At 66.8% G+C, this 21355-nt stretch carries 24 protein-coding genes; 5 read left to right on the forward strand and 19 right to left on the reverse strand.

The features are described from left to right. Positions 1–32 precede the first annotated feature (32 nt). From CSC70_RS07425 to CSC70_RS07450, 6 genes are all read right to left on the reverse strand, one after another. Positions 33–908, reverse strand: a complete 876-nt coding sequence (locus CSC70_RS07425) for a cupin-like domain-containing protein (protein ID WP_162456034.1) — start codon at positions 906–908, stop codon at positions 33–35. A gap of 69 nt (positions 909–977) precedes the next feature. Next, positions 978–1688 (reverse strand): acireductone synthase, encoded by a 711-nt coding sequence (gene mtnC / locus CSC70_RS07430; RefSeq protein WP_162456035.1) that lies wholly within the window; start codon positions 1686–1688, stop codon positions 978–980. Further along, complete coding sequence (locus CSC70_RS07435) at positions 1685–2242, reverse strand: 1,2-dihydroxy-3-keto-5-methylthiopentene dioxygenase (protein WP_162456036.1); 558 nt, start codon at positions 2240–2242, stop codon at positions 1685–1687. Before CSC70_RS07435 ends, mtnC begins: the two co-directional genes overlap by 4 nt. 96 nt (positions 2243–2338) lie before the next feature. Further along, positions 2339–2980 (reverse strand): methylthioribulose 1-phosphate dehydratase, encoded by a 642-nt coding sequence (locus CSC70_RS07440; RefSeq protein WP_162456037.1) that lies wholly within the window; start codon positions 2978–2980, stop codon positions 2339–2341. Between the two features lie 20 nt (positions 2981–3000). Then, positions 3001–4302 carry an amino acid permease gene (locus CSC70_RS07445; protein ID WP_162456038.1) on the reverse strand — a complete coding sequence of 434 codons (1302 nt, stop codon included), beginning with the start codon at positions 4300–4302 and terminating at the stop codon, positions 3001–3003. Between the two features lie 70 nt (positions 4303–4372). Further along, positions 4373–5845, reverse strand: coding sequence for an amino acid permease (locus CSC70_RS07450; RefSeq protein ID WP_162456039.1), 1473 nt, complete (start codon positions 5843–5845; stop codon positions 4373–4375). A gap of 173 nt (positions 5846–6018) precedes the next feature. Here CSC70_RS07450 and CSC70_RS07455 point away from each other — a divergent pair, with 173 nt between their 5' ends. Both CSC70_RS07455 and rlmB read left to right on the forward strand, forming a co-directional pair. Beyond that, positions 6019–6618 carry an NUDIX hydrolase gene (locus CSC70_RS07455; protein WP_162456040.1) on the forward strand — a complete coding sequence of 200 codons (600 nt, stop codon included), beginning with the start codon at positions 6019–6021 and terminating at the stop codon, positions 6616–6618. Beyond that, on the forward strand, positions 6615–7361 hold the full coding sequence (gene rlmB / locus CSC70_RS07460) for a 23S rRNA (guanosine(2251)-2'-O)-methyltransferase RlmB (RefSeq protein WP_162456041.1): 747 nt from the start codon (positions 6615–6617) through the stop codon (positions 7359–7361). The genes CSC70_RS07455 and rlmB overlap by 4 nt, the downstream gene beginning before the upstream one ends. A 7-nt stretch (positions 7362–7368) precedes the next feature. Here the strand turns inward: rlmB and CSC70_RS07465 are convergent, their stop codons facing one another. The 12 genes from CSC70_RS07465 to CSC70_RS07520 form a co-directional block, all read right to left on the reverse strand. Beyond that, complete coding sequence (locus tag CSC70_RS07465) at positions 7369–7887, reverse strand: O-acetyl-ADP-ribose deacetylase (RefSeq protein WP_162456042.1); 519 nt, start codon at positions 7885–7887, stop codon at positions 7369–7371. A 1-nt stretch (position 7888) separates the two neighbouring features. Then, a complete protein-coding gene (gene rnt, locus CSC70_RS07470; RefSeq protein ID WP_162456043.1) occupies positions 7889–8527 on the reverse strand; it encodes a ribonuclease T in 639 nt (212 codons plus the stop codon). A 64-nt stretch (positions 8528–8591) separates the two neighbouring features. Next, positions 8592–9302 carry a phosphate signaling complex protein PhoU gene (gene phoU / locus CSC70_RS07475; RefSeq protein WP_162456044.1) on the reverse strand — a complete coding sequence of 237 codons (711 nt, stop codon included), beginning with the start codon at positions 9300–9302 and terminating at the stop codon, positions 8592–8594. Between the two features lie 87 nt (positions 9303–9389). Then, the gene (gene pstB, locus CSC70_RS07480; RefSeq protein WP_162456045.1) at positions 9390–10220 is read right to left on the reverse strand and encodes a phosphate ABC transporter ATP-binding protein PstB; all 831 of its coding nucleotides are present in this window, start codon (positions 10218–10220) and stop codon (positions 9390–9392) included. A 19-nt stretch (positions 10221–10239) separates the two neighbouring features. Next, positions 10240–11136, reverse strand: coding sequence for a phosphate ABC transporter permease PstA (gene pstA, locus CSC70_RS07485; RefSeq protein WP_162456046.1), 897 nt, complete (start codon positions 11134–11136; stop codon positions 10240–10242). Continuing rightward, complete coding sequence (gene pstC, locus CSC70_RS07490) at positions 11136–12101, reverse strand: phosphate ABC transporter permease subunit PstC (RefSeq protein WP_162456047.1); 966 nt, start codon at positions 12099–12101, stop codon at positions 11136–11138. The genes pstA and pstC overlap by 1 nt, the downstream gene beginning before the upstream one ends. A gap of 90 nt (positions 12102–12191) precedes the next feature. Next, the gene (gene pstS / locus CSC70_RS07495; RefSeq protein ID WP_162456048.1) at positions 12192–13286 is read right to left on the reverse strand and encodes a phosphate ABC transporter substrate-binding protein PstS; all 1095 of its coding nucleotides are present in this window, start codon (positions 13284–13286) and stop codon (positions 12192–12194) included. A gap of 204 nt (positions 13287–13490) precedes the next feature. Continuing rightward, a complete protein-coding gene (gene pstS, locus CSC70_RS07500; protein ID WP_162456049.1) occupies positions 13491–14513 on the reverse strand; it encodes a phosphate ABC transporter substrate-binding protein PstS in 1023 nt (340 codons plus the stop codon). A gap of 162 nt (positions 14514–14675) precedes the next feature. Continuing rightward, positions 14676–15848 carry an OprO/OprP family phosphate-selective porin gene (locus tag CSC70_RS07505; RefSeq protein ID WP_162456050.1) on the reverse strand — a complete coding sequence of 391 codons (1173 nt, stop codon included), beginning with the start codon at positions 15846–15848 and terminating at the stop codon, positions 14676–14678. A 168-nt stretch (positions 15849–16016) separates the two neighbouring features. Beyond that, positions 16017–16688, reverse strand: coding sequence for an endonuclease III (gene nth / locus CSC70_RS07510; RefSeq protein WP_162456051.1), 672 nt, complete (start codon positions 16686–16688; stop codon positions 16017–16019). Continuing rightward, on the reverse strand, positions 16685–17038 hold the full coding sequence (locus CSC70_RS07515; RefSeq protein ID WP_162456052.1) for a hypothetical protein: 354 nt from the start codon (positions 17036–17038) through the stop codon (positions 16685–16687). The genes nth and CSC70_RS07515 overlap by 4 nt, the downstream gene beginning before the upstream one ends. After that, positions 17038–17835: an enoyl-CoA hydratase/isomerase family protein gene (locus tag CSC70_RS07520; RefSeq protein ID WP_162456053.1), complete on the reverse strand. Its 798-nt coding sequence runs from the start codon at positions 17833–17835 to the stop codon at positions 17038–17040. The genes CSC70_RS07515 and CSC70_RS07520 overlap by 1 nt, the downstream gene beginning before the upstream one ends. 189 nt (positions 17836–18024) lie before the next feature. On the opposite strand from CSC70_RS07520, the gene CSC70_RS07525 reads away from it, so the two are divergent. The 3 genes from CSC70_RS07525 to CSC70_RS07535 all read left to right on the forward strand — a co-directional run bounded on the left by CSC70_RS07525 (position 18025) and on the right by CSC70_RS07535 (position 20487). Further along, entirely contained in the window at positions 18025–18732 is a 708-nt protein-coding gene (locus tag CSC70_RS07525; RefSeq protein WP_162456054.1) for an FKBP-type peptidyl-prolyl cis-trans isomerase N-terminal domain-containing protein, read from the forward strand. A 106-nt stretch (positions 18733–18838) separates the two neighbouring features. After that, the gene (locus tag CSC70_RS07530; RefSeq protein ID WP_162456055.1) at positions 18839–19639 is read left to right on the forward strand and encodes a CoA pyrophosphatase; all 801 of its coding nucleotides are present in this window, start codon (positions 18839–18841) and stop codon (positions 19637–19639) included. After that, positions 19636–20487: a sulfurtransferase gene (locus CSC70_RS07535; RefSeq protein ID WP_162456056.1), complete on the forward strand. Its 852-nt coding sequence runs from the start codon at positions 19636–19638 to the stop codon at positions 20485–20487. Before CSC70_RS07530 ends, CSC70_RS07535 begins: the two co-directional genes overlap by 4 nt. A gap of 75 nt (positions 20488–20562) precedes the next feature. On the opposite strand, the gene CSC70_RS07540 is transcribed toward CSC70_RS07535, so the two are convergent. Beyond that, a complete protein-coding gene (locus tag CSC70_RS07540) occupies positions 20563–21339 on the reverse strand; it encodes an enoyl-CoA hydratase/isomerase family protein (protein ID WP_162456057.1) in 777 nt (258 codons plus the stop codon). Positions 21340–21355 lie beyond the last annotated feature (16 nt).

Here is a 21355-nt window from a genome sequence, read left to right on the forward strand (position 1 = left end):
GGCAGGACAGCTGAGTTGCCGCAAGTCGGTGGTCAGCGCAGCAACCCGCTCAGCCGTTTTGCGGAATTCCACAATCCGGATTTCATCGTAACCCCGGGAGCATCCATCGCGGCACGCCGGGGCGACATTCCAAGCTTTCGCATCCACGGCCGACTGTGGTGGTTGAACATCAGTGCACGCATCAACTCGCGTGTGCGCTCGGTGTTGAATATGATCGATAGCGAGATGGAAACGTCGTCGCTGCCGTTGCGCACATGGTGGCCGGCGGCGAAGGGGATGTGCAGCACCTGTCCTGGGTTGAAGCCAAAGGTCTGTCCCAGTTCAGCGGTTTCCGGACGCCAGGCCGGGCGGCGCCCGCTGCAGGCGAAGAAGTGTTCGGCGTCCTCGTCGCTGACCACGCGCGCATCCCAGGGCGGAAACACGGTGACTTCCTTGCTGCCGCGGAACTGCAACAGGAAGGTCGAATAGCGGTCGATATGGAACGGGGTGACGCTATTGGGCGAGGCGATGAACATGTACAGCATCGGGTCCTCGATCTCGCCGTCGATGCCGGCGGCGCGGGCGATGCTGCGCACATCGTCCAGCAGATCCCGCATCAGCGGCTGGAACGAGGCGTCGGCTTCGGGCTTGCGCACCATGATGTAGGCGTCGGTAGTCCGCAGTTGTTCCAGGGTCGCTTCCAGACTCAGCTCCGGCCGGTGCTCGAGGTGTGCGCGGTCGAAATTGTCGCCCTTTTCAAGGCGGCCATTGGAATGGAATACCTGATCGGACGGAAGCCGCGGGAGTACGGCGGACAGGTTGTCCAGGGACAACGCGGGATGGCCCAGCAGGGTATGGCGGAAAACGAACGCCTCCCGGTCGAGCGATTCGTACGACGTCTCAGCCTCGAAACATTTCAGCCCTTGCACGCGCGGATCCCCTGTTTGTCCTTCGGGAAGGGTTAACGGAGCGCGGACCGGGTTCCGGCCAGCCGGTGGTCAGGCGTCCGGGAACGTTGGGATTTCCATCAAGCTTTGCGTGCGGCGATGGCCGTTCGCGGCATCGCCTTCGCGTGGTACCGGATGGTCGGCGATACGGTCGATCAGGAGCGTCTGCAGGCCGGCTTCGCGGGCGGCGTCGAGTTCCTCGACCACATCGGACAGGAACAGGATCCGCCCGGCCGGCAGGCCGATGGCCTCGGCGATGCGCCGGTAGCTGTCGGCCTCGCGCTTGCCGCCGGTGGTGGTGTCGAACCAGCCGGAGAACATCCCGCTGAGGTCGCCGGCGTCGCTGTGGCCGAACAGCAGTTTCTGCGCCGGCACCGAGCCGGAGGAATAGACGTACAGCGGCAGGCCTTGCGCGTGCCAGCGACGCAGCACTTCGACGGCGTCCGGATAGACGTGTGCGGTGAAGTCGGCATTGCGGTAGCCGGCGCTCCAGACCATGCCCTGCAGCGCCTTCAGCGCGGTGTGCTTGCGGTCCTGGTCGATCCAGCCTTGCAGCGTCTCCACGATGACCTCGTCGCTACAGATGCCGCCGCATTCGACCGCCACCGCGTCCAGCCACTGCCGTACCTGCGGCTCCTGTCCGTGCTCGCGGACGAAGCCGGGCAGGGCACGGCGGGCATAGGGGAACAGCACGTCCTTGACGAACGAGATCGAGGATGTGGTGCCCTCGATGTCGGTCAGGATGGCGCCGATCCCGTTCAAACGGAGGCTTCCGGCGTGTAGCGCGGGAAGCGCCCGGCAATGTCGCTGCCGGTAAAATGGCCGATCCAGCCATCGGGCTGCTGGAAGAATCGGATCGCGACGAAGCGGGGTTCGGCACCCATGTCGAACCAGTGGGTGATGCCGTCCGGCACCGAGATCAGGTCGTCCTTGCAGCACTCGATTTCGTAGATCTTGTCGCCCACGTGCAGGGTGAACAGACCGGCGCCATCGACGAAGAAGCGCACCTCGTCTTCCTGGTGGTAGTGCTCTTCGAGGAACTTGGCGCGTGCGGCTTCCTTGTTCGGGTTGTCCGGGGCGATGCTGACCACATCAACAGTGGTGAAGCCGCGTTCGGCGGAAATGCGCTCGATGTCGGCGCGGTAGGCATCCATGACTGCTTCCGGCGAAGCGCCGGCGGCGATCGGTTTGCCCGCGGTCCAGCGCTCGAAGGTCACGCCGATGGCGCGCAGTTCGTCGGCGATCGCCTCCGGGTCGTGGCTGGCGAACTCGGGCGTGGCCGGGTCGTTTTCGGAAAAGATTCGCAGGCGGCTCATGCCGGCAACTCCGCGGCGGAAACAGTGGGGCGCTAGGGTAGCAAAAGCCTGCTGCTGCCTCGATGAAGCGGGGTTTTCCGCCGGCGCCTGGGACGATCAGCAGCGCACGCCCAGCTTGCGCAGCTCCAACTCGCAATGCAGCAGGAATTCGAAGGCTTCCAGGTGTCGGCGCGCCTCGGTCATGTCGCGGCCCCAGGCGTACAGGCCGTGGCCATCGATCAGGTAGCCCCATAGCGGTCGTTCGTCGAGCAGGGCATCAACCTGCGCGGCCAGCACGTCCATGTCCTGGGTGTTGGCGAACACCGGCACGTCGATCGCGGCTTCGTGGGTGGCATTGCCGTGGAAGGCTTTCAGCAGTTCGTAGCCTTCCAGCCGCACGTGGCCTTGGCCGGCGTACAGCCGTGAAGCCACGGTCTGCACCGGCGAATGCGTGTGCAGCACACAGCCGACCTCGGCAAAACGGCGGTACAGCCGGGTGTGCAGCAGGGTTTCGGCCGACGGACGCAGTTCGGTGGCCACCGGCTGGCCGTCCAGGTCGACCACCATGATGTCGTCCTCGGACAACCTGCCCTTGTCGCGCCCGGAGACGGTGATCGCAGCGTGGCTCTCGTCCAGTCGCAGCGAGAAGTTGCTGCTGGTCGCCGGTGTCCAGCCGGCGCGGGCCAGTTCGGTGATGTTGTCGATCAGCGACCGCGCCAGCGTGCGCAGGCGCGCGGCATCGTAGGGGAGGGTGTTCATGGCGCGAAGTTTACTGCGCCTTACTGCGCTGGCGGCCGGGAACCGCGGGCGAAACCGCGATAGGCCGCCCAGGCCAGCAACGCGATTACCAGGCCGCCGACCAGGGTCTTGCCCGGCGTGGAATAGACCAGCAGTCCGCAGGCGATCAGCGCGCCCATGCCTAGCATGCGTTCGCGCGAAGTCGCCGGTCGCTGCGGCGTGCCCAGCAGCAGGCTCAGGCCGGCGGCGGCGTAGGCCATCACCACCAGGATCACCACCATCTCAATCAGCGTCTCGAACTGTCCGGACACCGTCGGCGACAGGGTCAATACAGCCAGCACGGTCATGGCCGACGCGATGATGAACAATCCGGCACCGGCAGAGCCGTTGCGACCCAGCCGGCCGAACACCGCCGGCAGGAAGCCACGCTGGGCGGCGCGGGCGCCGGATTCGCCGGTCACCAGCATCCATCCTCCCAGAGTGCCGCTGGCTTTCAGCGCGGCGGCGGCGGCGATTAGCGGCACCGCCCATGCGCCGAACATCTTGCCGGCGACCAGCGCGAACGGCGCGCTGGATTCGGCCAGCTCGGCTGCCGGCACGATACCCATCATCAAGACAGAGGACACCAGGTAGACCACGCCGGCGATGGCAATGCCGCCGATGGTCGCGCGCGGCACGTTGCGGTCCGGGTCGTCGACCACGCCGGCGACCATCGCCCCGGTTTCCAGGCCGACGAAGGCCCAGAAGATCGGCGCCAGCGAATGCATCACCACCGACAGGTCCGATTCGCCAGACAGATTCCAGGCCGCGCGATACACGTCGGGGTCGAAATAGGCCCAGCCGGCGGTCAGGATCACCACGACTGGAAGCAGACCCAGCACCACGCACATCGACTGGAAGCGCGCAATCGGGCGCGGGCCGAGCAGGTTCAGCGCGAACATCAGCCAGATCAGCGCGATCTGGCCGCCCAGGCGCACGCCGGGGCTGTCCTCGATCGGCAGCAGGATCACCAGGTAGCCGAACGCGGCCACGGCAATCGCGTTGTTGCCGATCCACGAGGACACCCAGTACATGGTCGTGGCCAGGAAGCTGGCGTCGCGGCCCAGCGATGGACGCACGTAGTCGTCCGGCGACTGCAATTCGGGGTGGTGCCTGGCCAGTCGCGCGAATGCGCTGCCCAACATCATCGCCAGCACCGTGCACAGCAGCCAGCTCAGCGCGGTCACGCCGCCGGACTTGGCCAGGGTTGCCGGCAGCAGGAAGAAGCCCGAGCCGATCATGTTGTTGGCGACGACGAAGGTGGCCAGGACCGGGCCGATCTTGCGGGCGGAGGTCGCGCTCATGTCAGAAGGATTCCCGGGGATGGAAGCGCGGCGGCCGGCGCTGGGCCGGCCGCTGTGCGGATTGTTCGGGTCAGCCTGCGTTGCGCAGCTTGCTGTGGCGGTAGCCGTAGCCGAAGTAGATGAACAGGCCCAGCACGGTCCAGCCGACGAAGATCTTCCAGTGCTCGGTGAACGGCTGCCAGAACAGGTACAGGCAGGCCACCACGCCGAGCGGGCTGACCACAATGGCCAGCGGTACCCGGAACGGCCGCGGCAGCTCCGGGCGGGTGTAGCGCAGGACCAGCACGCCGGCGCAGACCGTGGCGAAGGCCAGCAAGGTGCCCATCGAGACCAGTTCGCCGAGCACGTTCAGCGGCATCAGGCCGGCCAGCAGGCAGGCCAGCACACCGACGAAGATGGTGCCGATGTACGGCGTCTGGTACTTCGGATGGACCTTGCCGAACAACTTGGGAAGCAGGCCGTCGCGCGACATCGAATAGAAGATGCGCGGCTGCGCCATCAGCATCACCAGGATCACCGAGGACAGGCCGGCGATGGCGCCGATTTCGGTGGCGGTCTTCAGCCACGACAGCGCGGGGAAGGGTTCGATGGCGGTGACTACCGGCTTGGCGGTGTTCAGCAGCGTGTAGCTGGTCATGCCGGTCATGACCGCGCAGACCACGATGTAGATGATGGTGCAGATTACCAGTGAGCCGAGGATGCCGATCGGCATGTCGCGCTGCGGGTTCTTGGCCTCGCCGGCGGCGGTGGAGACTGCATCGAAGCCGATGTAGGCGAAGAACACGATCGCCGCCGCACGGGTGATGCCGTCCCAGCCGAACTTGCCCGGTCCCTGCGCTTCGGGGATGAACGGGGTCCAGTTCGCTGGATCGATGTACTGGATGCCGAAGCCGATGAAGGCGGCGATGACCAGCACCTTGATCGCTACGACCACGGCATTGACCGTGGCTGACTGGGTGATGCCGCGATAGCACAGGCCGCTGACCGCGGCGACGATGGCGATCGCCGGCAGGTTGAACAGCGCGCCGGTCGAGACGAACTTGCCGTCCTGCCAGGTGATCGGCGCCTGCGCCAGTTCCGCCGGGAACGGAATGCCCAAGGTGCTGGTCAGGAAGCTGACCAGATAGCTGGACCAGCCCACTGCGACCGTCGAGGACGCGAACAGGTATTCCAGCACCAGGCACCAGCCGATGAACCAGGCGACGAACTCGCCGAGGGTCGCGTAGGAATACGAATAGGCGCTGCCGGACACCGGCAGCAGGGCGGCGAATTCGGCGTAGCACAGGCCGGCCAGGGCGCAGGCGGCGCCGGCCAGCACGAAGCTCAGCATGATCGCCGGGCCGGCATGGTTGGCCGCGGCCTGTCCGGTCAGCACGAAGATGCCGGCGCCGATCACCGCGCCGATCCCCAGCAGGATCAGGTGGCGCGCATCCAGGGTCCGTTTCAGGGTGGCTTCGCCCTGAAGGCTGCCTTCGACGGGCTCGCCCGCGTCCACATGCGGCGCCGGTTCCACCGGCTTGACGATGAACAGACCTTTCGACATTCGATGTATCCCCGTGCGTTAGCGATGGAGGTGCCGGCCGCACATCCCGTTCAGGAATGTCGTGGGACGGTCGGGCGGTCTGTACCTTGCCAAAGGAGGCCGGAGCGCACAAGCCGCGGCAATGCCGATCGGCGACAATGTACAGGCTCTCCCCGTTGATGCTCCATGGCGAAATGACCGATTCCAGTGACCCCGTCCGGGTTCTCGGCGTGCTGGCCGAAGACTTGGACGACTATGCCGCGCGCATGCCGGACGAAGCGGAAACCGCCTCGTTATTCAAGCAGTTGCTGGCCGATGACAGCGCCGATCCCTTCGTCCGCGAACGCCTGACCGGGCATTTCACCGCTTCGGCCTGGCTGGTCGATGGCAGCGGCGGACGAGTGCTGCTGACCCATCACCGCAAGCTCGGCATCTGGGTGCAGCTGGGCGGCCACGCCGATGGCGACCGCGATCTGATGCGGGTCGCGCTGCGCGAGGCGGAGGAGGAGTCGGGACTGGCCGGGCTGATCGTGGAGCCGGGGATATTCGACCTGGACCGGCACTGGATTCCGGAATACCGCGGGGTGCCGGCGCATTGGCATTACGATGTGCGCTACGTGGTGCGCACCGGCGGCAGCGAAGCCTTCGTGGTCGGCCCGGAATCGCACGATCTGGCCTGGCGCGATATCCGCGTGCTGGCCGCGGACCCGGCCACCGACACCTCGTTGCGGCGGATGGCGGACAAATGGCTGCGGCGACAGGCCGTGGCCGGGGAAGAAGAAGGCGAGGCATGAGCAAGCAGAACCAATGGGTGGTCGGCGTCAACGCGGTGGCATCGGCCGTGGTCAACGATGCCGAGCACGTGCATGAAGTGCTGATCGATGGCGGTAGCCGCAACGCGCGGTTGACCGAGATCGAGGACAATGCCCGCCGCAGAGGCATTGAAGTGCGCAAGGTCAGCGCGCAGGCGCTGGATGGCGTGGCCGGCGGCGTGCGCCACCAGGGCGTGGCTGCGCGCTATGCCGCGGCCAAGACCTGGGAGGAGTCCGAACTGCCGGCGCTGGTCGAGGCCGCCGCCGGCAAGGCCCTGCTGCTGGTGCTGGACGGCGTGCAGGACCCGCACAACCTGGGCGCCTGCCTGCGCAGCGCCGCCGCCGCCGGCGCGACCGCGGTGGTGATTCCGAAAGACAAGTCGGCCACGGTCAATGCCACCGTGCGCAAGACCTCGGCCGGCGCCGCCGACCGCTTGCCGGTGGTCGCGGTGACCAATCTGTCGCGCGCCCTGCGCGACCTGCAGAAACTCGGAGTCTGGATCTATGGCCTGGCCGGCGAGGCCGAGGCATCGCTGTATGCGCTGGATCTTCGCGGCAACGTGGCGCTGGTGCTGGGCGGCGAGGCCGATGGCCTGCGTCGCCTGACCCGCGAACATTGCGACGGGCTGGCGAAGATTCCGATGCCCGGCGATATCGAGAGCCTCAATGTCTCGGTCGCCGCCGGGGTGACCCTGTTCGAGGCGGTGCGCCAGCGCGCGGGCTGACCCTGCTTCAGCTGCTGCCGGCCAGCAGCGATTCGTACAGGGCCAGGTCGCGCGCCGAAAAGCAGCAGAACACTACTTCCGTAATAGAACCCGCCGCTTCCTGCAGCGTGTCCCGGACCGTGGCCACCGCCAGCGGTGCGGCCTGCTCGGGCGGATAACCGTACACGCCGGTGCTGATGGCGGGGAAGGCCGCGCTGCGCAGACCGTTCGCCTCCGCGAGCCGCAGGCTTTGCCGGTAGCAGGACGCAAGCAGCTCCGGTTCCCCGTGCTCGCCGTCGCGCCAGACCGGACCGACCGTATGGATGACATGCTGCGCCGGCAACCGGTAGCCGGCGGTGATTTTCGCCTCGCCGACGGCGCAGCCGTGCAGCGTGCGGCATTCGGCCAGCAGTTCCGGGCCGGCAGCGCGGTGGATGGCGCCGTCCACGCCGCCGCCGCCCAGCAGCGAGGGATTGGCCGCGTTGACGATGGCGTCCACACGCAGCGTGGTGATGTCGGCCCGCAGGGCGTGAAGCAGAGTGGCCATGTCAGCCCTGCGGGGGATGCGGCCAGGCGTTGGCGATGGCGCAGAACAGCCGTGCGGTCTGCTCGGTGTCGTACACGGCCGAATGCGCCTGTTCGGCGTCCCACTCGAAGCCGGCCGCCTGCACCGCCCGCGCCAGCACGGTCTGCCCGTAGGCGATGCCGGCCAGGGTGACGGTGTCGAACACGCTGAAGGGATGGAACGGATTGCGCTTGTGCCCGCAGCGGGTCACGGCGGCGTTGAGGAAGTTCAGGTCGAAGTGGGCGTTGTGGCCGACCAGGATCGCGCGCTGGCAACCGTGCTTGCGCACCGCGGCGCGGACCGGCGCGAACACGTGGTCCAGCGCCTGCTTCTCCGGCTTGGCCAGCCGGAACGGGTGGTCGAGGCGGATGCCGGTCACTTCCAGCGATTTGGGGTCGATCTCGGTGCCGGGCGCGGGCTCCAGATGCGCGCTGCTGGTTTCGCCGGGGACGAAGCGGCCCTGGTCGTCCAGTTCGATCGGCAGCACCGCGATCTCAAGCAGGGCATGCCGGTTCCAGTCGAAGCCGCCGGTTTCCACGTCGACCACGACCGGCAGGTAACCGCGGAAGCGCTTGGCCAGCGGCGAAGGCTGGGCAGGGGGAGGGGGGACTTGCAGACTCATCGGTGCAAGCCTAGCAGAGACGGCAAGCGTCCCCGGTAAGGGGGCGCTCGCCTGGTTGCCGGGATCAGACCACGCCGGTGGTATTGGTCTGGTCGCGCTTCTCGCGCGGCGGCAGATCGTCCTCGCCGTGGACCAGGAACCAGATGTTCTCGGCGATGTTGGTGGCGTGGTCGCCGATCCGCTCCAGGTTCTTGGCCATGAACAGCAGGTGCGTGCACGGGGTGATCGCGCGCGGATCTTCCATCATGTAGGTCAGCAGTTCGCGGAACAGGCCGGTGTACAGGGTGTCGACCTCGGCGTCCTTGGCGCGCACCCGTTCGGCGGCCTCGGTATCATTGGCCGCGTAGGCCTTCAGCACGTCGCGCAACTGGCGGACGACCAGGATGCCCAGCGCGTTCAGGCCGCGGGTGTGCGGCAGCGGCGGCGACAGGTTCAGCGCGGTGGAGCGCTTGGCGACATTGGCGGCGTAGTCGCCGACCCGCTCGATGTCGGCGGCGATCCGCAGCGCGGTCAGCACTTCGCGCAGGTCGCGCGCCAGCGGGCCGCGCATGGCCAGCTTCATCACGTCCTGGCTGATCTCGCGCTCGAGCGTGTCGATCGCCTCGTCGTTGGCGATGATGCGTTCGGCGGCCTTGTCGTCGCGGCGTTCGACGACATCCAGCGCGGCTTCCAGCTGCGAGGCGGACATCTCGCCCATGCGCACGATTTCGTTGATCAGGCGCTGGCGTTCCTCGTCATAGCTCTTGACGATGTGGTCGTTCGGTTGGGTGTTCATCGGATGCGTCCTGAAGAGGGATGAAGTCGGGTGGGCGGTGGCCAGGGAATCCGGCCGGGCAGGTGCCGGCCGGCCATGCGGCCCGCCTTATCCGAACCGACCGGTGATGTATTCCTCGGTCTGCTGCTTCGAGGGATTGGAGAAGATGTTCTCGGTGGTGTCGTGTTCGATCAGGTCGCCCAGGTACATGAAGGCGGTGAAGTCGGACACGCGCGCGGCCTGCTGCATGTTGTGGGTGACGATGGCGATGGTGTAGTCGACCTTCAGTTCTTCCACCAGCTGTTCGATGCGGCTGGTCGAAATTGGGTCCAGCGCCGAAGTCGGTTCGTCCAGCAGCAGCACTTCCGGACGCAGCGCCACCGCACGTGCGATGCACAGGCGTTGCTGCTGGCCGCCGGACAGGCCCAGCGCGCTCTGGCCGAGCTTGTCCTTGACCTCGTCCCACAGCGCGCCCTGGCGTAGCGCCAGTTCCACCCGTTCGTCCATCAGCTTCTTCGAAAGCTTCTCGTGATGGCGGATGGCGTAGGCGATGTTTTCGTAGATTGTCATCGGGAACGGCACCGGCTTCTGGAACACCATGCCGACCTTGCTGCGCAGGCGGTTCATCGGGTATTTCGGCGACAGGATGTTTTCGCCATCCAGCAGGATCTCGCCAGTGGCCTCCAGCTTCGGGTACAGCGCGTAGATGCGGTTGAAGATCCGCAGCAGGGTCGACTTGCCGCAGCCGGACGGCCCGATCAGCGCGGTCACGCGCTTCTCCGGGATGTCCATGTTGATGTTCTTCAGCGCATGGAACTTGTCGTAATAGAACTGCAGGTTGCGCACCGACATCTTGACCGGGCTGGGCGCCAACGCGCCGCGCTGCTGGGTGGCCACGCTGATGCGTTGCGTCTGCGCGGAGGAGGGAAGGTCGTTCATGGCCGGGTCCGAGGTGAGGTTAGTCATGGGAGATCTTGTTCCGCAGCAGGATGGCGCGGGCGCTCAGGCTGACCAGGAGCACGAACAGGGTCAGCACCAGGGCGCCGGCCCAGGCGAGTTGTTGCCAGTCGGGAAACGGGCTGCCGGTGTACTGGTTCATCACCACCGGCACGCTGGCCATCGGCTGGAAGATGTTGTTGTTCCAGTACTGGTTGCCGAAGGCGGTGAACAGCAGCGGCGCGGTTTCGCCGGAGATGCGGGCCAGCGCCAGCAGGATGCCGGTGACGATGCCGGCCGAAGCGCTGCGATACAGCACCTGCATGATCACTTTCCACTGCGGCACGCCCAGCGACAGCGCTGCCTCGCGCATCTGCGTGGGCACCAGCTGCAGCATCTCGTCGGTGGTGCGGATCACCACCGGCAGCAGGATGAAGGTCAGGGCGATGGCGCCGGCGACCGCCGAGAAGCCGATGAAGGTGACCACCAGTGCATAGACGAACAGGCCGAGCACGATCGACGGCGCCGACATCAGGATGTCGTTGACGAAGCGGATCACCATGCCGGCCTTGCGCGCGCGCCCGTACTCGGACAGCCAGGTGCCTGCGGCCACGCCCAGCGGGGTGCCGATCAGCAGCGCCATCAGGCACATCAGGGCGCTGCCGAAGAAGGCGTTGGCAAGACCGCCGCCCTCGCCCGGAGGCGGCGGGGTGATCTTGGTGAACAGGTCCAGGTTGATGCCGTGGATGCCCTTGGCGATCAGGGTCCAGAGGATCCAGGCCAGGAAGATCAGGCCGAACAGCGCCGCCGCGGTGGCCATCACCAGGGCGATCGCGTTGAAGAACTTGCGCTTGCCGTACAGGCGGTCGGCGACGGCCTGCGAGCTGGGGCCGGAATTCGGCGAGGCGACGACGTTCATCACTTGCCCTCCTTGCGCGCCAGCTGCATCAGCATCAGGCGGGCGATCGCCAGCACGATGAAGGTGACCACGAACAGCACGAAGCCCAGCAGCAGCAGCGCCGAGCGGTAGGTTTCGGTGGCTTCGCCGAAGTCGTTGGCGATCAGCGCGGCGATGGTGGTGCCCGGCTCCAGCAGCGACGGGGTCAGGCGCACGCTGTTGCCGACCACATAGGCCACCGCCATCGTTTCGCCGAGCGCGCGACCGAGGCCGAGGAAGATGCCGCCGATCACCGCCGAGCGCGTATACGGCAGCACGATGTCCCAACTGACTTCCCACTTGGTCGAACCCAGCGCGTAGGCCGACTCCTTCAAGCGGGTCGGCACGGTCAGGAACACCTCGCGCATCACCGAGGAGATGAACGGGATGACCATGATCGCCAGCACGAAGCCGGCGGTCAGCATGCCGATGCCCAGCGGCGGGCCGCGGAACAGCACGCCAATGCCGGGAATCGCGCCCAGGTGGTCGTTGAGCCAGGGAGTGACGTATTCGGTCATCACCGGCACCAGCACGAACAGGCCCCACATGCCGTAGATGATCGAGGGAATGCCGGCCAGCAGCTCGATCGCGGTGCCGACCGGGCCGCGCAGCCAGCGCGGCGCCACTTCGGTCAGGAAGAAGGCGATACCGAAGCTGACCGGTACCGCGATCAGCATGGCGATCACGGCGGTGATGAGGGTGCCGTAGATCGGTGCCAGCGCGCCGTAGTGATTCTCGACCGGATTCCAGTCGGCGGTGTAGAAGAAGCTCAGTCCCTGCTCGAACAGGGCATGGCGGCCGCCCCACAGCATCGACAGCGCGGCGCTGACCAGGGCGAGCAGCACGAAGATCACCGTGCCGGTAAGGACGTACTTGAACAGACGGTCGGCGCGTGCGTCGCGGACGTCCTGACGGGAATTCTCGACGGAGAGGGCGGTGGCGTTCATGGCGTTCCGGAAGAGAGAGGGGTTCCGTCATTCCCGCTGTTGCAGGAATGACGGAACGCTAGCCGAGCGCGTTGCGCACGGACCGTCGCGTCACTTGAACTCGGCGGCCCAGTAGGCCTCGATCTGGTCCACCAGCTCCTTCGGCAGCGGCACGTAGTGCAGTTCGGTCGCCTGCGCCTGACCGTTCTCGAACGCCCACTTGAAGAAGTCCAGGGTCGCCTTGCTGCGCGCGGCGTCCTTCGGCTGCTTGTACATCAGCATGAAGTTGGTCGCGGTGATCGGCCAGGCATCGGCGCCGGAGGCGTTGGTGATGACCAGGTTGAAGTCCTTGGCGCTGGCCCAGTCGGCGGTGGCGGCGGCAGCGGCGAAGCTGGCGTCGCTGGGCTGCACCCAATTGCCGGCCGCGTTCTGCATGGTCGCGTAGGCCATGTCGTTCTGCACCGCGTAGGCCAGTTCGACGTAGCCGACGCTGCCCTTGATCTGCTGCACGTACGAGGCCACGCCCTCGTTGCCCTTGCCGCCGACGCCTTCCGGCCATTGCACCGACTTGCCTTCGCCGACCTTGTCCTTCCAGTCGCCACTGACCTTGGTCAGGTAGTTGGTGAAATTGAAGGTGGTGCCGGAACCGTCGGAGCGGTGAACCAGGGTGATCTTGACGTCGGGCAGGGTGGTGCCGTCGTTGACCGCGGCAATCGCCGGGTCGTTCCACTGGGTGATCTTGCCCAGATAGATGTCGGCCAGCAGCGGGCCGGTCAGCTTCAGCTGGCCAGCCGCCAGGCCCTCGACGTTGATGACCGGCACCACGCCACCGATCGCGGACGGGAACTGGCCCAGGCCGGCTTCGGCCAACTCTTCACTGCTCAGCGGCGCATCGGAGGAGCCGAAATCGACGGTCGCAGCCTTGATCTGGGCGATGCCGCCGCCGGAACCGATCGACTGATAGTTGACCTTGGCGCCGGTAGCCGCGTTGTAGTCGGCCGACCACTTGGAGATCAGCGGATAGATGAACGAAGCGCCGGCACCGGAGATTTCGGCGGCCGCAGGCGCATCGACGGCCGGGGCGGCGGCGTTGCCGGCATCCGGACCGGAGGTGGCTGGGGCACCGTCGGCGGCGGGCTTGCACGCGGCCAAGGCCACGCAGACGGACAGGGACAACAGGGCAAGGCGGACCGGCTTGGCGTTCATCGAGGACTCCATGGAACGGTAGGGAATGGCAGGCGGGCGGGGCGGGAATACGGCCGCGCAGGGACCCGGCTATGAAATGATGTTTTTGTTACAGCCGTATGACGCACCGGCCACGGATTGGCGCCGGTGGACCGGCGGGCAACAAAAAGCGCGGACCCGAGGGTCCGCGCCGGGGACGAACGACGAGGGAGAGGGGCCCGTCGCTCAGTACTTCATGTTCTGCGACCAGTAGCCTTCGATCTGCTGCACCAGCGCGTCGGGCAGCGGCACGTAGCCCAGCGAGGTGGCCTGGGCGTCGCCGTTGGCGTAGACCCAGCGGAAGAATTCCTGCGCGGCCTTGGCTCCGGCCGGATTGTTCTTCGGCTGCTTGTGCATCAGGATGAAGTTGGTCGCGGCGATCGGCCAGGAGTTGGCGCCGGGTGCGTTGGTCATGACCAGGAAGAAGTCCTCGGCCTTGCCCCATTCGGCCGAAGCCGCCGCCGCCGAAATGGTGTCGTCGTTGGCGTTGACGAAGTTGCCGTCGGCATTCTTCATGCGTGAGTAGGCGATCTGGTTCTGCACCGCGTAGGACAGTTCCACATAGCCGATGCTGCCCTTGATCTGCTTGACGTAGGCAGCCACGCCTTCGTTGCCCTTGCCGCCGATGCCGACCGGCCACTGCACCGTGGTGCCTTCGCCGACCTTGTCCTTCCATTCGGCGCTGACCTTGGACAGGTAATTGGTGAAGTTGAAGCTGGTGCCGGAGCCGTCGGAACGGTGCACGATGGTGATCTTCTGCGCTGGCAGGCTCAGGCCGCCGTTGAGGGCGACGAGGGCCGGGTCGTTCCACATCTTGATCTTGCCGAGGAAGATGCTGGCCAGGGTCTCGCCGTCCAGCTTCAGCGCGCCGGCTTGCACGCCGGCGACGTTGAACACCGGCACGATGCCGCCGATCACCGACGGGAACTGGCCGAGGCCGGAGGCGGCCAGTTCTTCCGGCTTCAGCGGCTTGTCCGAGGAGCCGAAATCGACGGTCGCGGCCTTGATCTGGGCGATGCCGCCGCCGGAGCCAATCGACTGGTAGTTTACTTCCTTGCCGGTGGCGGCCTTGTAGTCGGACGACCACTTGGACATGGCTGGATAGACGAACGACGCGCCGGCGCCGGTGACATCGGCGGCCTGCGCGGCGAACGCGAACGACACGGCGATCAGGGATGCGGCGAGACGGGATTTGAGATGGAGGGTCACGGAGGGCTCCTGAAGGGATGGGGACCGGGCAAGCAAAGCGCCCGGCCATTGCATAACAGGGGGATGACAGCCCGACTGCGGCTGCGTGTCGGAACGATGACGGCGTTCACACGCCCTTCCGGCGACACGCCGGAGCGTGCCGTCGGACAGGCGGTGGCGGGGCTACCAGAAGAACTGTGCGCGCGCCTCGAGAATGCTGGGGTCGTCGCTGACGCCACGGCGATCGCTGGTCGCCTTCACGTAATCGACCATGAACTTGAAGTTGGAGCGCCAGTAGTAGTTCACGCCCAGGGTGATGGTGTCCATGCTGCCGCCCTCGACGATGCCGTCGTCCAGGTCCAGCGTGTCGTAGCGCAGGCCAAGTTGCCACATGCCGCTGGCCGGCTCCTTCGGACCGGAGGTGCCGGGCACGCCGGCCTTGTTGCTCCATGTTTCGCCGGTGACGTTCCACAGTGCGCTGATGTAGCCGCCGGAGCTGTCGAAATCGTCTCCCGGTTGGGCGGCGAAGCCGGTGTCGTAACGCTTGACCGTGTTCATCATGTACTCGGCCTGCAGCTTGAACGGGCCGCTGACCCAGAAGCTTTCCAGGCCGATGGTCGAGGTGCGGTCGGCGTTGCGGATGCCGGTACTGCCGGTATCGATCAGGCGATTGGACAGGTCGGCATCCGGACGTGCGCGCCAGCGCAGGGTATCCCCATCGACGTCGTAGTCGACATAGGACGCGCCGACATAGAACACGTTGCCCTTCTCGTTGATCGGCGCCCAGCCGCCACGCAGGCCGAAACCGCTGCCGTGGGCGCGGTTGCGGGTCAGTTCGCGACCGAAGTAGCTGGCGGTCACCTGCCAGTTGTCGCTGCCGTAGTTGTACGAACCGCCCAGACGACGGCCCACCGTGTAGGTGTTGGTGATCATCGCCTTTGAGATGAAGTCGTTGTTCTTGGTGCTGGACAACTCTTCCATGCTGTTGGGCTGCTTGAACTGACCCAGCATCACGTAGTGGGTCTTGCTGCCGCCCAGCTTGTACTTGATGTTGGTGTCGAGGAACTTGCCGTCGCCGGAGGCGTCGTAGCCGAGGGTCCATTCGAGGTTGCCGGGGCCCTTGCCCTTCAGCACCAGTTCGGCGCGACGCAGGCCGAAGTCGGTCTTCTCGCCGTCGCCGGCGTCGGCATCCAGATTGGCGACGTCGTTGTCGTACCAGTAGCCGTCGGTCTGCAGCAGACCTTCGAAGGAGACTTCGGAGCCACCGATCACGTCGACGGCGATGGCAGCCTGCGCGGCCGGCGCAGCGAGGGCGCCCAGCAGGGCGATGGCGAGGGTCTTGCGGGTCAGGTTCATGGCATATGCCCTTGGGGCGAGGGAGGACGCCGCGCAGGCTAGGCCGTGAACTTTGCGTTATTGTGACAGTTTTGTCGTATTTCCATTGCGTGACGATAAGATGACGCTGCCCCACGACGCCAGATCGGCGTCGCGATGCTTGTGCCGCGCTGGTGGTGGCAGGAGCGCCTACCGCGTCGTCGTAGTGACGGTCTTGTCCTGGTAGAGGCACAGGTCGCGGATCACGCAGTTCGGGCAGTCGGGCTTGCGCGCCTTGCAGACATAGCGGCCGTGCAGGATCAGCCAGTGATGCGCATCGGCTTTGAACTCGTCCGGCACCACCTTCAGCAATTTGTCTTCCACCGCGCGTACATCCTTGCCCGGCGCCAGTCCGGTACGGTTGGCGATGCGGAAGATGTGCGTGTCCACGGCGATGGTCGGTTCGCCGAAGGCGGTGTTGAGGACCACGTTGGCGGTCTTGCGGCCGACGCCGGGCAATGCTTCCAGTGCGGCACGGTCGCGCGGCACCTCGCCGCCGTGGGATTCGATCAGGATCCGGCAGGTGGCGATGACATTCTTCGCCTTGGCGTTGAACAGGCCGATGGTCGAGATGTAGGTCTTCAGCTGTTGCTCGCCCAGCGCAAGGATGGTTTGCGGCGTGTTGGCGACCGGGTACAGCCGGCGTGTGGCCTTGTTGACGCCGACATCGGTGGCCTGCGCCGACAGTACCACCGCGATCAGCAGTTCGAACGGCGTCGAATATTCCAGCTCGGTGGTCGGCTTCGGATTCAGCTCGCGCAGGCGGGTGAACAGTTCGCGCACCTCGTCGGCGGACAGAGTCTTGCGGCGGCGGGTGTTCATGCGCCGTCGCTGCGACCGGCACGATCCAGGGCGCGTGCCAGCGCTGCTGCTGCGGCCTCTGGCAGCGCGGCCTGCATCTGCATGGCGCTGGCCGGGCGACGGCGGGCTTCGCGCTGCGCAGACAACCGGGCCAGCCGTGCTTCGCGTGCGCGATAGCGCTCGCGTGCGGCCCAGGCAGTGCGCAGGCGTGCTTGCGCCGTGGCGATTTCCCGTATCGTCGCGACCGCGCAGGACGGGCAGGGCCGATAGTCCATCAGTCCCGCATCCAGCGCTTCGTCGATGCGGTCTTCGCGCAGCAGCGCGGCAAACCGCTCCGCGCGGGCGCAGTCGTGGCCGGTCGCGGCAGGCATCACTCGCCGCGGAACTCGGGCTTGCGCCGTTCCAGGAAGGCGCGGGTGCCTTCGCGCATGTCCTGGCTGGCGAACAGCAGGGCGAACTGCGCACTTTCGAAACGCAGGCCCTCGTCGATCGCGCATTCGCCGCCGGCGATCACCGCCTCCAGGGTTCCGCGCAGTGCCAGCGGCGCCGAGCGCGAGAGCTGCGCGGCGATCGCCTTGATTTCGGCATCCAGCGCTTCGGCCGGCACCACCCGGTTGACGATGCCGAATTGCTGCGCGCGGGCGGCATCGATCGGCGCGCCGAGCAGGCACAGTTCCAGCGCGGCGGCACGTCCGGCCAGCCGCAGCAGACGCTGGGTGCCGCCGAAGCCGGGAATCAGGCCCAGGCCGATCTCGGGTTGGCCGAGCCGGGCGCTGTCGGCAGCCACGCGCAGGTGGCAGGCCATCGCCAGTTCCAGGCCGCCGCCGAGGGCGAAGCCGTTGATCCTCGCGATCACTGGCTTGGGCAGGGTTTCGATGCGGCGCATCAGCCGCTGTCCGGCCAGCGAGAATTCATGCCCCCGGGCGGCGCTGAGGTCGGCCATCTCGGCGATGTCGGCGCCGGCGACGAAGGCCTTGGGGCCGGCGCCGGTCAGCACCAGCACCCGTACCGACGAATCGTCGGCCGCCGCGTCGAAGGCGGCCTGCAAGGCCGCCAGGGTGGCGGCATTCAGCGCGTTGAGCTTGTCCGGACGGTTGACGGTGACGGTACGGATGGCGCCATCGTCGTGGACGAGGACGGTTTCGGTGCGGTCGCGGGATTCGCCCATGACGGTGGCAGGACTCCGGAAAGAAAATTAAAAAATAGTTAAATTGAACTTTGCCATGCCGGCAGTGGTCACAGCGACGTCCTCACTGGCCGTTAAGCCGGGCACGGGCTATCCTATCGCGTCACGCATTTGGTCTGAATGCAGGGGCGGTTCAACCGCCTTTTTCATTACCGGAGGTTCTACAAACTTATGAAGTTGCGTCTGCTTTCCGCCAGCTTGCTGGCCCTGACCCTGGCTGCCGGCTCCGCCTTCGCGCAGACCACGCCGCCGCCGGACCGCAATGCGCTCAGCTACGCCCTGGGCTACGACCTCGGTCGCAATCTGATCGAAAGCGGCGAGTCGATCGACCTGGCCACGGTGACCCGTGCGCTGCAGGACGGTTATGCCAAGAAGGATCCCGCGGTGCCGGTCGAACAACTGCGCACGGCGTTCCAGACCATGGAGAAGCGTCAGCAGGAGAAGGCTGAGGCCGCCTTCAACAAGCTGGCCACGGAGAACCGCGCCAAAAGCACGGCGTTCCTGAACCAGAACAAGGCCAAGGCGGGCGTGCAGACCCTGCCCAGCGGCGTGCAGTACCGGGTGATCGAAGCCGGCACCGGCGCCAAGCCGAACCAGGCCAGCACGGTGACCCTGCAATATCGCGGCGCGCTGACCGACGGTCGCGTGTTTGCCGACACCTACAGCCCGCCGGCCGGGCAGGCCGCGCCGGCGCCGACCCCGATGAAGGTCAGCGAGATTCCGCTGCAGGGCCTGCGCGAGGCGCTGGTGCTGATGCCGGCTGGTTCGCGCTGGGAAGTGGTGATGCCGGCCAACACCGCCTACGGCAATACCCGGCAGTCGCCGATCGGTCCCGAGCAGGCGGTCGTTTACGACATCAAGCTGCTGACCGTGCAGTAATCCGCACGCGACGCTCGCGTTACCCGACCGTGCCGGCCTTGCGCCGGCACGGTCGTTTGCGGAGTCCGTGTCCGATTCCGCCGAGCCGGCCCAGGGTGTAGATTGCATGCAGTATGCGAACGGAGTCATCGCCAGCCCCTGTACCGGGATCTGCACGCTTGACGAAGACGGGTATTGCCGCGGCTGCCGGCGCACGCTGGCCGAAATCGCATCCTGGTCGCAGATCGGCGATGCGGAGCGGGAGCGGCTGATGCAGTCGGTGCTGCCACGGCGTTCGCCCTTGTCTTCCCTGTTCGATGCGCTGCCTGAACAGCTGGCCTTGCGTAGTGCCTTGCATGGGCTGGACCGGCTGCCTGAGGGCGAGGGCTGGAACCGCGACGAGTTGCGCGACCTGCTGCCCGACGGGCCGCTGGCCGAAGCTGCCGTCCTGGTCGGGCTGGTGCCGCGGCCGGCCGGCACGGCGGTGCTGCTGACCCGTCGCTACGATGGTCTGCGTCATCACGGCGGCCAGGTCAGCTTTCCCGGCGGACGCATCGATCCGGGCGACGCCGACGTGGTTGCCGCCGCCTTGCGCGAGAGCCGCGAGGAAATCGCCTTGCCGTCTACGCAGGTGCAGCCGTTCGGCTACCTGGACCCGTTCGCCACCATCAGCGGTTTCCGCGTCACTCCGGTGGTCGCCGCGCTGGATCCGGCGTACCGGCCGCAGCCGAATCCGGCCGAGGTGGCGGATGTGTTCGAGGTGCCGCTGGATTTCCTGATGTCGCCGCGCAACCTGCGCAAGGTCGAACTGGAATTCCGTGGCCGTCTGCGCAGCGTGCTGGAGTACGACTGGCCCGGCCAGCGCATCTGGGGCGCGACCGCGGCCATTCTGTACAACCTGAGGCAGCGCCTGGAAGGGCGGGCATGAACTGGACGACCGTCGTTTCGGCACGGGAACTGGCCGGGGCGCTGGAACGTTCCGACCTGCGCCTGCTGGATGCGCGCGCGGTGCTGTCCGAGCCGGCAGCCGGCATTCGAGGCTATGCCGAAGCGCACCTGCCAGGCGCGCAGTTCGCCGATCTCAACCAGGACTTGTCCGATCTGAACCGCGCCGGATGCGGGCGGCATCCGTTGCCGGAAGCCGAGGTGTTCGCGCGCAAGCTGGGCGCCTGGGGCATCGCGCCGCAACACCAGGTGGTGGTCTACGACGCCGGCGACGGCAGCATGGCCGCGGCCCGCGCCTGGTGGCTGCTGAAGCTGCTGGGGCATGCGCGCGTTGCAGTACTGGATGGCGGACTGGCCGCCTGGCGTGCGGCCGGCTTGCCGGAAACCGCGGAGACGCCGGTGCCGGAAGACATGGGCGCCTATCCGGGGAGTTTCGAGGCTTCGCGCATCGTCGGCACCGATGAAGTGCAGGCGCGGCTGACCGAATCACCGGGCTGGCTGTTCGACGCGCGCGCGCCGGAACGCTACAGCGGCGAGAACGAGCATATCGACCCAGTGGCTGGCCACGTACCGGGGGCGATCAACCTTCCGTATGCGCGAAACCTGCGCGATGGTCGCCTGTTGCCGGTCGAGGAACTGCGTGCGTCGTTGTCGGCGGCGCTGGCCGGCGGCGATCCCGACCGGGCCGTGCTGATGTGCGGTTCCGGCGTGACCGCCTGCCATCTGCTGCTGGCGTTCGAGCATGCCGGCCTGTCGGGGCCGCGTGTTTATGCCGGTTCGTGGAGCGAATGGATCGGCGATCCGCAACGGCCGGTGGCGCGCGGCAATTGAGTGAGGCTTAGCTGCATAAGCCGCGAAAGGGCTTTCATGGAAAAGCCTTGTCGCGGGTTGCGCTGCTCCAACGGGTTATTTGCCGAGCTTTTCCACCAGCGCCCGCAATGCCTGTTGCGCGTCGGGTGCGTACCAGCCGTCGACGAAGCGGTCCAGCGGCACGTTGTCCGACTCCAGCGCTTCGACCACGTCGGCGCGGGCGATGGCGCGCGTCTGCAGCATCGGCTGGCGCGGCAGGGCCAGAGTGGCCTGCAGCCAGGCCAGCGCGCGGGTCACGACCTGATCGCCGTCGGCCAGTTCGTCGACCAGTCCGATCTGCAACGCCTGTTCGGCCGGGACCAGGGCGCCGGCCACCAACAGGCGTTCGGCGCGCTGCGCGCCGACCACTCGCCGCAGCAGGCGCTGGATGCCCTCCGGCGCGACCAGCCCGACCTGCACTTCGTTGAGGCCGATCACGTTGGGGCGCGCGGGGTCGGGGCTGCGCGCCATCACCCGGTAGTCGCAGCACAGCGCCAGCACGCAACCACCGGCCGGCGAATGGCCGGTCAGCGCCACCGCGACCGGCACCCGGCTGTTGACCAGACTGCCGGCGGCGCCGAAGAAGGCCTGCCAGGCGGCATGTAGGGCCTGGCGGTCGTCGCCGAACGCGAGCAGGCGCGGCACATCCAGGCCGGCGGTGAATACTTTGTCGTTGCCGGACAGCACGATGCCGTCGACGCCGTCGGTCTGCGCCTGTTCGACCGCGGCGATCAGTGCCCGGCACAGCTCGGGGTTCAGCGCGTTGACCGGCGGACGCGCCAGCCGGATTTCGCGGATGTTGCCGTGGTCGCGGGTCTGGATCAGCTCGCTCATGCGTACTCCGGAAACG

The organism is Pseudoxanthomonas kalamensis DSM 18571, from assembly GCF_010211745.1.
Lineage (GTDB): Bacteria > Pseudomonadota > Gammaproteobacteria > Xanthomonadales > Xanthomonadaceae > Pseudoxanthomonas_A > Pseudoxanthomonas_A kalamensis.

Coding starts and splice junctions, on each gene's coding strand:
- CSC70_RS07435 (WP_162456036.1), bottom strand. CDS start 2,242: ATGAGCCGCCTGCGAATCTTTTCCGAAAACGACCCGGCCACGCCCGAG.
- CSC70_RS07440 (WP_162456037.1), bottom strand. CDS start 2,980: ATGAACACCCTCCCCTACGATGCCGCGCGCCTGCGCACGCTGGCGCGG.
- CSC70_RS07445 (WP_162456038.1), bottom strand. CDS start 4,302: ATGAGCGCGACCTCCGCCCGCAAGATCGGCCCGGTCCTGGCCACCTTC.
- CSC70_RS07450 (WP_162456039.1), bottom strand. CDS start 5,845: ATGTCGAAAGGTCTGTTCATCGTCAAGCCGGTGGAACCGGCGCCGCAT.
- CSC70_RS07455 (WP_162456040.1), top strand. CDS start 6,019: ATGACCGATTCCAGTGACCCCGTCCGGGTTCTCGGCGTGCTGGCCGAA.
- rlmB (WP_162456041.1), top strand. CDS start 6,615: ATGAGCAAGCAGAACCAATGGGTGGTCGGCGTCAACGCGGTGGCATCG.
- CSC70_RS07465 (WP_162456042.1), bottom strand. CDS start 7,887: ATGGCCACTCTGCTTCACGCCCTGCGGGCCGACATCACCACGCTGCGT.
- rnt (WP_162456043.1), bottom strand. CDS start 8,527: ATGAGTCTGCAAGTCCCCCCTCCCCCTGCCCAGCCTTCGCCGCTGGCC.
- phoU (WP_162456044.1), bottom strand. CDS start 9,302: ATGAACACCCAACCGAACGACCACATCGTCAAGAGCTATGACGAGGAA.
- pstB (WP_162456045.1), bottom strand. CDS start 10,220: ATGAACGACCTTCCCTCCTCCGCGCAGACGCAACGCATCAGCGTGGCC.
- pstA (WP_162456046.1), bottom strand. CDS start 11,136: ATGAACGTCGTCGCCTCGCCGAATTCCGGCCCCAGCTCGCAGGCCGTC.
- pstC (WP_162456047.1), bottom strand. CDS start 12,101: ATGAACGCCACCGCCCTCTCCGTCGAGAATTCCCGTCAGGACGTCCGC.
- pstS (WP_162456048.1), bottom strand. CDS start 13,286: ATGAACGCCAAGCCGGTCCGCCTTGCCCTGTTGTCCCTGTCCGTCTGC.
- CSC70_RS07505 (WP_162456050.1), bottom strand. CDS start 15,848: ATGAACCTGACCCGCAAGACCCTCGCCATCGCCCTGCTGGGCGCCCTC.
- nth (WP_162456051.1), bottom strand. CDS start 16,688: ATGAACACCCGCCGCCGCAAGACTCTGTCCGCCGACGAGGTGCGCGAA.
- CSC70_RS07515 (WP_162456052.1), bottom strand. CDS start 17,038: ATGCCTGCCGCGACCGGCCACGACTGCGCCCGCGCGGAGCGGTTTGCC.
- CSC70_RS07520 (WP_162456053.1), bottom strand. CDS start 17,835: ATGGGCGAATCCCGCGACCGCACCGAAACCGTCCTCGTCCACGACGAT.
- CSC70_RS07525 (WP_162456054.1), top strand. CDS start 18,025: ATGAAGTTGCGTCTGCTTTCCGCCAGCTTGCTGGCCCTGACCCTGGCT.
- CSC70_RS07530 (WP_162456055.1), top strand. CDS start 18,839: ATGCAGTATGCGAACGGAGTCATCGCCAGCCCCTGTACCGGGATCTGC.
- CSC70_RS07535 (WP_162456056.1), top strand. CDS start 19,636: ATGAACTGGACGACCGTCGTTTCGGCACGGGAACTGGCCGGGGCGCTG.
- CSC70_RS07540 (WP_162456057.1), bottom strand. CDS start 21,339: ATGAGCGAGCTGATCCAGACCCGCGACCACGGCAACATCCGCGAAATC.